Origin of the sequence: Streptomyces sp. ActVer (assembly GCF_027270795.1) — a bacterium.
Taxonomy (GTDB): domain Bacteria; phylum Actinomycetota; class Actinomycetes; order Streptomycetales; family Streptomycetaceae; genus Streptomyces; species Streptomyces umbrinus_A.
On record NZ_JAPWHT010000419.1, the window covers coordinates 1 to 9,080 of the forward strand.

Consider the following 9,080-nt stretch of genomic DNA (forward strand, 5'->3'; position numbering starts at 1 on the left):
GGGCGCGCGCCAGGGCGTCCAGGACCTGCTCGGAGGGGTGTACATCGCGTCCCTGCTCCATGCGCTGGTAGTAGTCCGAGCTGACCCCGGCCAGCAGGGCCAGCTCCTCCCGCCGCAGCCCGGCAACACGCCGCCTGGGGCCCGGTTCCAGGCCAACGTCCTGTGGACGTACGCGAGTTCGGCGGGTCCGCAGGAACTCGGCGAGTTCGCGCCGGGGATCGCCGGTCAGGGCGAGGGCGTCGAGGGAGTCGTCTGTCACGGGGCAAGTATGGCGCGGACGCGGCCGGGGACGGTGGGTCTGCCAGTCCCAGGAAAAGGCGAACGACCATGATGCGGGCAGCCTGGGGAAGGATCGGATGCACACCAGCCGACCACGGAAGGACCACCGCCATGAAGGCCGCCCAGATCACGAGTTACGGTGCAGCGGATGTCCTGCGGGTCAACGAGGTCGCCCGCCCCGCTCCCGGTGCGGGCGAGGTCCTGGTGTCGGTCGAGGCGTCCAGCGTGAACGGGCACGATGTGATCGTCCGCGCCGGGGAGCTGAAGATGGTCTCCGGCCGCCGCTTCCCGCTCGGGGCGGGGCTGGACTTCGCGGGCGTCGTCGTCGAGACCGGCGCGGAGGTCGAGGGCTACCGGGCCGGGGACCGAGTGTGGGGCATGGTGCACCCCCGCAAGCGGCACGTAACCGCCGGAGCGGCCGAGTACGTCGTAGTCCCGGCCAGCCGCATCTCGCCCGCCCCCGCCGGCCTCTCGTCGCTCGACGCGGCCTCCCTTGTCGTCGCGGGCGCGACGGCGCTTCTCGCACTGCGGGACTCCGTGCACGCGGCAAAGGGGGAACGGGTCCTCGTCCGGGGCGCGGCGGGCGGGGTCGGCACGGCCGTCGTCCAACTGGCCCACGCGCTGGGCTGCCACGTGACGGCACTCGCCCGCGACCGCCACGCTGCGGTCCTCACCGGCCTCGGCGCCGACGAGGTCCTCGACTACGGCTCGACCACCTCGGACGCGATCGGCCCCTTCGACGTCATCGTCGACACGGTCGGTACGGAACTGAACTGCTACCGGAGCCGGTTGGCCGCCGGCGGCCGGATGGTCACCGTAGGACTCTCCGCCTCCGCCCTGGCCGCGATCGCCGCGTCGAGCGTGTACGGTTCCCGCCGCATCCGCACCTTCAGCGCCAACCCCGACACCGCCGTACTGCGCGACCTGGCCGACAACGTCACGTCAGGTGCGCTGCGCCCGGTGATCGACAGCGTGTACTCGCTCACGGACATCGCCGTAGCACACGAGGCCTTCGAGCGCGGCGGCGCCGTGGGCAAGCACGTGGTCGCGGTGACCGCGTAACTCCGCCGCTCTCGTGAAGAACGGCCCGCACCCGTCCGGGGACTTGGCAACTCGTCGGCGAAGGAGACGGTCGACCGGCGCGACATGAGCACCGGTTGGCGCAGCCATCGCCACTCGTGGCGGATCAGTCCGGCCTTTGGAGTTCGGCGAGGTAGCCGGCGATCGCGTCACGGTTGCGGGCCAGGACGTCGACGCGCTCGGTCAGCCCGTCAGCTCGCGTTCGAGCGCCGCCATGGCCGCAGTATCGGGCGCCGAGCCGTCGATACGCCCCGTCCACCCACCACCGCTGCCGGGGCGTCAACGTCGGCGAATGCCTCGGGCACCGCCGTGTCATGAGCGGGCGCAGCCGCGTCGGGGCCGACCGGGTGGAGCTCCGCGAGCCGCTGCAGCAACCTTGCGACCGCTCCCCCAAGTGCCAGTTCTTCACCCTGCCCGTAGGCGCCGAGGCTGCGCGGCAGGAGCGACGAGAACCACCGCGTCCTTGCCCCAGCCATAGCCGTCGCCCACCGCCAACCCGTCGCGGCCGCCGGCGCCGCACAGCCCCACGTCACCCCGACGGAGGTGAACTCAACTGCGCACACCGGCGTTTGGACCATTGACAGCGATCCGGTCGGCATGGCAGGTTCTCGGTCTGTCCAGCCGAGACAACGTTGTCAAGGAGGTCTGCCCGATGCGGCTGTCCGTCAGACGGATCACGGCCCGCGCAATCGCCGCGGGCGTCGGCTTGCTCATTCCAGGCCTGCTCTTCGGGGGTGTGCTTCCGCCCGTCGCGGCCGCCGCCGAGTCGGTCTCCGACCCCGCAGCACTGGTGAATCCCTTCATCGGCACCCAGAACTTCGGGAACACCTTCCCCGGGGCCGCCGCCCCGTTCGGCATGGTCCAGGTCAGCCCGGACACCGGCGGGCAGGGCGGGTACGACTACCAGCAGGACAAGATCCACGGGTTCAGCCAGACCCACCTCTCCGGAGTGGGCTGCGGTGTCTCCGGGGAGCTGCCCATCATGCCGACGACCGGCGCGGTCGACAGCGTGAACCCGGACACGTACCGCTCCAAGTACTCGCACGACGACGAGGAAGCCACCCCCGGCTACTACCGGGTGGGCCTGTCGACGTACGACATCGATGCCGAACTGACCGCCACGAAACGCACCGGCTGGCAGCGGTACACCTTCCCGGCCACCGGCGCGGCGAATGTGCTGTTCAACACCGGCAAGGCCAACCAGAACGTGTTCGACTCCGAGGTGCACGTGGTCGGGGACCGGACGGTGGAGGGGCGGGTGCGTGCCGGAGGGTTCTGCGCCGGGAAGGACAAGCACACCGTCTACTTCACCGCCACCTTCGACCGGCCCTTCAAGGATCATGGCACCTGGCGGGGTTCAACACCCGAGCCAGGCACGCGAGATGCCGAAGGAGAGGGCAGCAACGGCGCCTGGGTGACCTTCGACGCGACCGACGACCGGGACGCCGTCGTGAAGGTGGGCCTGTCGTACACCGGCATGGACGGTGCCCGGAAGAACCTCGCGGAGGAGACCGGGGACTCGTACGACTTCGACGCCACGCGCGCCGCGCTGCGTGCCACCTGGGAGAAGCAGCTCTCCTCGATCAAGGTCGGCGGAGGGACTCCGGAGCGGCAGAAGGTGTTCTACAGCGCCCTGTACCGCGCGCAGTTGCACCCGAACCTGGCCGGTGATGTCGACGGCCGCTACACGGGGTTCGACGGCGCGGTGCACACCGCCTCCGACTTCACGCCATATCAGAACCTGTCGTTGTGGGACACCTACCGGCCGCAGAACCAGCTGCTGGAGATGGTGGAGCCACGTGTCGCCCGGGACGTGGCGCTGTCGGTCCTCGCGATCGGAAAGGACGGCGGGTGGCTGCCCCGGTGGGCCCTCGCCAACAGCGAGACCAACATCATGACCGGCGACCCCGTGACGCCGTTCCTCGTCGAGGCATGGTCGAAGGGCATGCTGGCCGGGCACGAGGACGAGGCCTACGCGCTGCTGAAGAAGAACGCGACCAGTACCCCGCCCGCCGACTCCCCGTACAACGGCCGCTCCGCCGTGGACCAGTACAGCAAGCGCGGCTACGTCCCCTCCGGCCTGGAGCTGAAGAAGGACTGCGCGGACAAGGGCGGCGACAACGACTGCACCCACCCGGCTTCGGCGACCCTGGAGTACTCGGCGGCGGACGCGTCACTGGCACTGATGGCCAAGGGGCTCGGGCACGGCTCCGACGCACGGATGTTCGCGGCCCGCGGCCAGTGGTACCGCAACCTGTGGGACTCCTCGATCGGCCAGTTCCGGCCCCGCACGACCGCGGGGACGTGGATGACGCCCTACGACCCGGTCGAAGCGGGCCACCAGTTCCACGAGGGCGGCGCGTACCAGTACCAGTGGCTCGTGCCTCAGGACCCCGCCGGTCTTGTCGGGCTGATGGGCGGCCGGAAGGCCACGGAGAAGCGGCTCGACTCCTTCTTCGTCTACGACAAGCTGCTCACCGACCCGGCGGGCACGGCGCGCAAGGACTGGATCTCCCAGCCGTACGACTACTACGGCAAGCCGACCTACAACCCGAACAACGAGCCCGATCTCCACGCGCCCTACATGTACCTGTGGGCGGGCGCGCCGGCGAAGACGGCGACCGTGGTGCGCGCCGCGATGACGCTGTTCACCAACGGGCCCGACGGCATGACCGGCAACGACGACCTGGGCACCATGTCGGCCTGGTACGTGTTCTCCTCGCTCGGCCTCTACCCGACGATGAGCGGCGGTGACTTCCTGGCGCTGTCCAGCCCGCAGTTCGACTCCGCGGCCATCACGATCGGCCGGTACGGGAAGCGGCAGGGCGGCACACTGACGATCAAGGCGCCAGGGGCGAGCGACACCAACCGGTACGTCCAGGATGTGTCGTTGGACGGCCGGGACGTACGGCGCACCTGGCTGGACTGGGACAAGGTCTCGCACGGCGGCACCCTGGTCCACCGGCTCGGTACGAAGCCGTCGGGCTGGGGTACCGGTACGGGTGCCCAGCCGCCGTCGGTCAACCAGGAGGAGGCCGACGGACGACGGCACCTGGACGCGTCCCTGCGGAGCTCCTCCGACGTCGTCCCGGTCGGCGACACGGCCCAGACCGCCCACCTGACCCTGGACGTCCTCGGCCAGGCCCCTGGTGAACTGCGGGCGTCGGTGACGGCTCAGGCGCCCACCGGCTGGCAGGTGACGACAACTCCGCGCTCACCGCTGCGGATCCGGTCCCAGCACCTGCCCGTACAGAAGACGGTGTCCGTGAAGGTGACCGTGCCTCCGGGCACCGCCGCCGGGTCCTACCCGGTGCGCTTCACGGTCGAGGCCGACGGAGCGGGCCGCGTCACCCGGGAAGCCACCGTCGAGGTACGCGCGGCCGCGAAGTGTGCGACAGCCACGGACAAGCAGTGCGCGGTGGACCTGAGCGGGGACATGGCGCACGACGGTACGGCCACCACGGACAATCCCGGCCAGGGTGACTTCGACGGATCCGGCTGGAGTTACGACGCCGGTCTCCTTCCGGCCGCCGGTCCTGTCACCTGGGACGGCGTGACGTACGAGGCACCGGATCCGACCGGGACCGCGGCGAACTTCGTCGAGGCCCGCGGCCAGACGCTGCTGCTGCCCGCCCGCAGCCACGGCACCCTTCGCCTGGTGGCGGCATCGCACAACGGGCCGGTGACGACCGCGCTGACCGTCCGGTACACCGACGGCAGCAGTTCCGAGGTCCCGCTCAAGGTCGGCGACTGGGCCGGCCAGGCCCCCGACGGCACCACCGTCGTCCTCGACATGCCCCACCGGATCAAGGCAGGCCAAGGCGTCGACGGGCCGCCGGTGCGGCTGTTCGGCAGTTCCGTCGAGCTGGACGACGCCAAGGAAATGCGCTCGTTGACGCTGCCGGACGATCCGCGGATCGAGGTGTACGCGATCACGCTGTCGTAGGCGGCTTGCTCAGACAGCCGTCGGGAGCCCTCCCCCAGCCCCGATCCACCTCCGCTCCAGCCTGTCGGCCGGAGCGGAGGTGGGGGCTTTTCCTGTGTCGACAGCCACGGTGGATGACAGCGACGATCACCTCACAGCCAAGATCCACTGCCGAACGGCCATTGCTGCAGCCGTTGCTGGACGAACCCTTCGAGACGGAGCGGCTGTTCGGCCAACGGTGGTGGCAGCGACGTCCTGGCCGACACTGTTATGGCGAGCTGGCCGCGGAAACTCAGGTGGCCTCAGCGCACGCTCTGGGTAGAGTCGGGCAATGCCCGAGCTGAAGCGGCTGCATGCCGGCCACGCCCCGGCGGTCCTGGCCTTCGAACTGGCGAACCGCGCCTACTTCGCTGCCTCGATCTCCGACCGCGGCGACGACTTCTTCGACCAGTTCACCGACCGGTACAACGCCTCGCTGGACGAGCAGGAGGCCGGCATCTGCGCCTTCTATGTGCTCGTCGCCGAGGACGGCTCGGTACTCGGCAGGTTCAACCTGTACGACTTGGAGGACGGCACTGCCAGACTCGGCTACCGGGTCGCGGAGCGGGTCGCCGGCCGCGGCGTGGCGACCGCGACCGTCCAGGAGCTGTGCCGGACGGCGACAGCGATGCACGGCCTGCGCACACTGCGGGCGGCCACCTCCCACGACAACGCCGCGTCCCAGAAAGTCTTGGCCAAGGCCGGGTTCGTCCCGGATGGCCCCGCCGCCCCGGCCGATCTCGGCGGCAAGTCAGGCACTTGGTACCAGCGCGACCTCCAGCCATAGACCTTGATCTTGCTCGTGGCGCGGCTGCGGGAAGGCTGCGGCAACCACTGATCATCGGTGTGTGAAGACCTACGGGATCTGATGCTGCGCTGCCTGTCGGACCTGCCACGCAAGAACCGCTGGAGCATCCCCGAGTGGGCCGGAGAGGCCACACCGGACGGCATGCAGCACCTGCTCGGCCGGGACCGATGGGATGCCGACGCGGGACTGCGCGGGCACGTGGCGGTGGACGGGGACCTGTACACCCGCACTCCTGGACGCGCGCCCCAGATCGCTGCCGAGCCGCGGGCCTGGACGAGGACACCGTCTTCGCGACCAAGCCGGAGCGGGCCGCCCGCATGATCGGCCGATTTCTCGATGCCGGGCACCGCGCCGGCGGGGCCGCGGCAGACGAGGTCTACGACGGCAACCCAATGCTGAGCTCCGCGCCGGAAGAGCGCCAGGTCGGCCACGCGCTCGCCGTCGCCTTCTCACATGAAGCCACCACCGGCGCGGGGAAGTCCCGCGCGAATGCCCATCACCGCGAACGCTCGCAGGGGCGCCCTGCCCTGACCCCTCCGGCAAGAGCAGGCTCAACTACGCGTGACGGTCAAGGTGGATGCGAAGTAGCCCTTGGCGAACTCGACGTAGGATCCACGGCGATGGCCGAGGTTCACTGCCGCGCAGATGAGCAGCTACGCACGCACCGTGAACTCGTCCGTGGACCGCGAAGCCTGTGCGACACTGCGGCCAGATTACCCCGGCGCTGTCACCACCCACGAGGATTCCTGGTCCGCCGGCATTGAGGTCGGCTGCGTTCCGGGTGAGCCAGGCCGCTGATGCGGCGAGCGCGTCCTCGACGGCGGTGGGGTACGGGTTCTCGGGTGTCAGCCGTAGTCGACTTGACCACCACTCCCCCGCTGGAAGCGGTGAGTTTGCGGCACAGGGCGTCAGAGGTGTTGAGCACGCCGACCGACCATCCGCCGCCGTGGGCGTACAGCAGTGGCGGCAGGTCAGCACCACCACCCTCCGGGTGATAGACCCTCGCGGGTACGGTTCCTGACGGCGTCGGGATGTCGACGTCGGAGGTGGAGCCGACCCGGTCACCCGTGCCGAAGCTCGCGGCCAGCGTGTCGCGTTTGAGCCGGGCCTGCTGGATGGGGATGTCCGCCAACGACGGGCCGTCCTCGGCCATGACGATGAGGCGCTGCACGCCAGGGAGAAGCGGCATCAGGACTCCTGTGTCGCAGATGCGTGTCTTGGACGCGTGAATACGCTGAAGCGGCTCATCTCCTGGGTACGGGCGCACCCGGGCGTGGTGCCGGGTGTCGGTCAGCGTGTGTGGCGGTGGACCGCGTCGAGGAGTTGGTCGATGTCGTCAGTGCTGTGGGAGAAGGCGGTGACGAACCGGACGATGCCCGGTTCCCAGCGGTCGTGGTAGAAGGCGTAGCCCTCGCCGAGGAGTCCTTCTGTGACCTCCTGGGGAAGGCGGCAGAAGAGGATGTTGGCCTGCGGGGTGGCCAGCAGGCCGGCGCCGGGGATGGCCTTGAGCCCGTCACCGAGCCGGGTGGCCATCGCGTTTGCCTGGCGGGCGTTGTGCAGCCACAGTCCGTCGGTGAGGTACGCGTCGATCTGGGCCGTGTGGAAGCGCATCTTGGAGGCGAGCTGGCCGGCGCGCTTGGCGCGGAAGGCAAGCTCGGCGGCGAGCGCGGGGTCGAAGGAGACGATGGCGTCGGCGGTCATCGCGCCGTTCTTGGTGGCGCCGAAGGACAGGACGTCGATGCCGGCCTTCCATGTCATCTCGGCCGGGGTGACGCCGAGATGCACCAGGGCGTTGGCGAAGCGCGCGCCGTCCATGTGGACGCGCAGTCCCGCGTCCTTGGCGATGGCGGACAGGCGGCGGATCTCCTCCAGGGTGTGGACGCTGCCGCTCTCGGTGGCCTGGCTGATGCTCACCGCGGACGGCTGCACGCTGTGCACGTCACCGGCCCGTCGGCGCACCGCCGCCTGCAACGCATCGGGGTCGATCTTGCTGTCGGGACCCGGCACACCGACCAGCTTGGCGCCGTTGGTGAAGAACTCCGGGGCGCCGCATTCGTCGGTGTTGATGTGGCTGTCGGGGTGCGAGAGCACGCTGCCCCACGGCGGGGTGAGGGCGGCCAGGCTCAGGCCGTTGGCGGCCGACCCGGTGGAGACCGGGAAGACGTCGACGTCCCGCTCGAAGATCTCACCGAGCCTGCGGCGGGCGCTGTCGGTGTAGGGGTCGTTGCCGTACGGCAGGACCTGTCCTGCGGCCGCGTCGGCTACTGCCTGGGCTATCTGCGGGGATGCCCCGGCCATGTTGTCGCTGCTGAAGGCACGGCTGGAGGGGGTGATGGCGATGGTGGTGCTCATGAGGGGCTTCCTACGTCTCAGGGGTCTCAGGTGCTGATCGGCGAGGCGAAGACGACGGTGATGTCCACTTCCTCGGCGCCGGTGCGGTAGAAGTGCGGGGCGTCCCCGGCGAAGGCGAGCATGTCGCCGGGACCCAGGTCCTGCGGGGCGTCGACGGGGCCGGCGGTGACGTGCCCGGTGGCGACGAGCAGGTGCTCGATCGTGCCGGTGGCGTGCGGGACTCCGGGCAGCTCCGTCTCGGCCGGGATGCGCAGCCGCCAGATCTCCAGGCTGTTGCCACTGCTGATACGGCGCAGCAGTTCCCGGGAGACCTCGCCGGGCTCGACGTCCGTGCCCGGCCGGAACACCGGCCCGGTGTCGGCGTCGCGCGCCAGCAGGTCGGCGATCGGGATGCGCAGGGCGATGGCGATCGCGTCCAGGGTGTCGATCGTCGGATTGCCGTTGCCGGCCTCCAACTGCGACAGCGTGGCCTTGCTCAGCCCGGCGCGCCGGGCCATCTCCGCGGCGCTCATGCCACGCTGCTGGCGGCGCAGCCGGATCTTCGCGCCGACCGCGGCCGCGGTACTGCTCACCGGCCGGCGTCCGGACGGCGGGGGC

Annotated in this window: 7 protein-coding genes and 2 pseudogenes; 4 read left to right on the forward strand and 5 right to left on the reverse strand. The window is 70.2% G+C overall.

Features of this window, described 5'->3' with window-relative positions; translation table 11 throughout:
* On the reverse strand, nt 1-259 hold a 259-nt coding region (locus O3Q52_RS42260; protein WP_269653851.1), incomplete at its 3' end, for a helix-turn-helix domain-containing protein.
* Between the two features lie 131 nt (nt 260-390).
* Here O3Q52_RS42260 and O3Q52_RS42265 point away from each other — a divergent pair.
* The 4 genes and pseudogenes from O3Q52_RS42265 to O3Q52_RS42280 all read left to right on the forward strand — a co-directional run.
* Entirely contained in the window at nt 391-1,341 is a 951-nt protein-coding gene (locus O3Q52_RS42265; RefSeq protein WP_269653852.1) for an NAD(P)-dependent alcohol dehydrogenase, read from the forward strand.
* A gap of 670 nt (nt 1,342-2,011) precedes the next feature.
* A complete protein-coding gene (locus O3Q52_RS42270; protein WP_269653853.1) occupies nt 2,012-5,305 on the forward strand; it encodes a GH92 family glycosyl hydrolase in 3,294 nt (1,097 codons plus the stop codon).
* 310 nt (nt 5,306-5,615) lie between these two features.
* Nucleotides 5,616-6,110: a GNAT family N-acetyltransferase gene (locus tag O3Q52_RS42275; protein WP_269653854.1), complete on the forward strand. Its 495-nt coding sequence runs from the start codon at nt 5,616-5,618 to the stop codon at nt 6,108-6,110.
* 81 nt (nt 6,111-6,191) lie between these two features.
* Nucleotides 6,192-6,622: pseudogene (locus O3Q52_RS42280) on the forward strand (transposase); the annotation flags it as partial.
* Between the two features lie 64 nt (nt 6,623-6,686).
* Here O3Q52_RS42280 and O3Q52_RS54475 read toward each other — a convergent pair.
* The 4 genes and pseudogenes from O3Q52_RS54475 to O3Q52_RS42295 all read right to left on the reverse strand — a co-directional run.
* Nucleotides 6,687-7,115 carry an alpha/beta hydrolase fold domain-containing protein gene (locus tag O3Q52_RS54475; RefSeq protein WP_369124183.1) on the reverse strand — a complete coding sequence of 143 codons (429 nt, stop codon included), beginning with the start codon at nt 7,113-7,115 and terminating at the stop codon, nt 6,687-6,689.
* Nucleotides 7,006-7,320 (reverse strand): annotated as a pseudogene (locus O3Q52_RS42285) (hypothetical protein); the annotation flags it as partial. The gene O3Q52_RS54475 and the pseudogene O3Q52_RS42285, both read right to left, overlap by 110 nt.
* Before the next feature lie 101 nt (nt 7,321-7,421).
* Nucleotides 7,422-8,483: a low specificity L-threonine aldolase gene (locus O3Q52_RS42290; RefSeq protein WP_269653856.1), complete on the reverse strand. Its 1,062-nt coding sequence runs from the start codon at nt 8,481-8,483 to the stop codon at nt 7,422-7,424.
* Nucleotides 8,484-8,509: 26 nt separating this feature from the next.
* A partial coding sequence (locus O3Q52_RS42295) for a helix-turn-helix domain-containing protein (RefSeq protein ID WP_269653857.1) occupies nt 8,510-9,080 on the reverse strand: 571 nt, incomplete at its 5' end.

Coding starts and splice junctions, on each gene's coding strand:
- O3Q52_RS42275 (WP_269653854.1), top strand. CDS start 5,616: ATGCCCGAGCTGAAGCGGCTGCATGCCGGCCACGCCCCGGCGGTCCTG.
- O3Q52_RS42270 (WP_269653853.1), top strand. CDS start 2,012: ATGCGGCTGTCCGTCAGACGGATCACGGCCCGCGCAATCGCCGCGGGC.
- O3Q52_RS42265 (WP_269653852.1), top strand. CDS start 391: ATGAAGGCCGCCCAGATCACGAGTTACGGTGCAGCGGATGTCCTGCGG.
- O3Q52_RS42290 (WP_269653856.1), bottom strand. CDS start 8,483: ATGAGCACCACCATCGCCATCACCCCCTCCAGCCGTGCCTTCAGCAGC.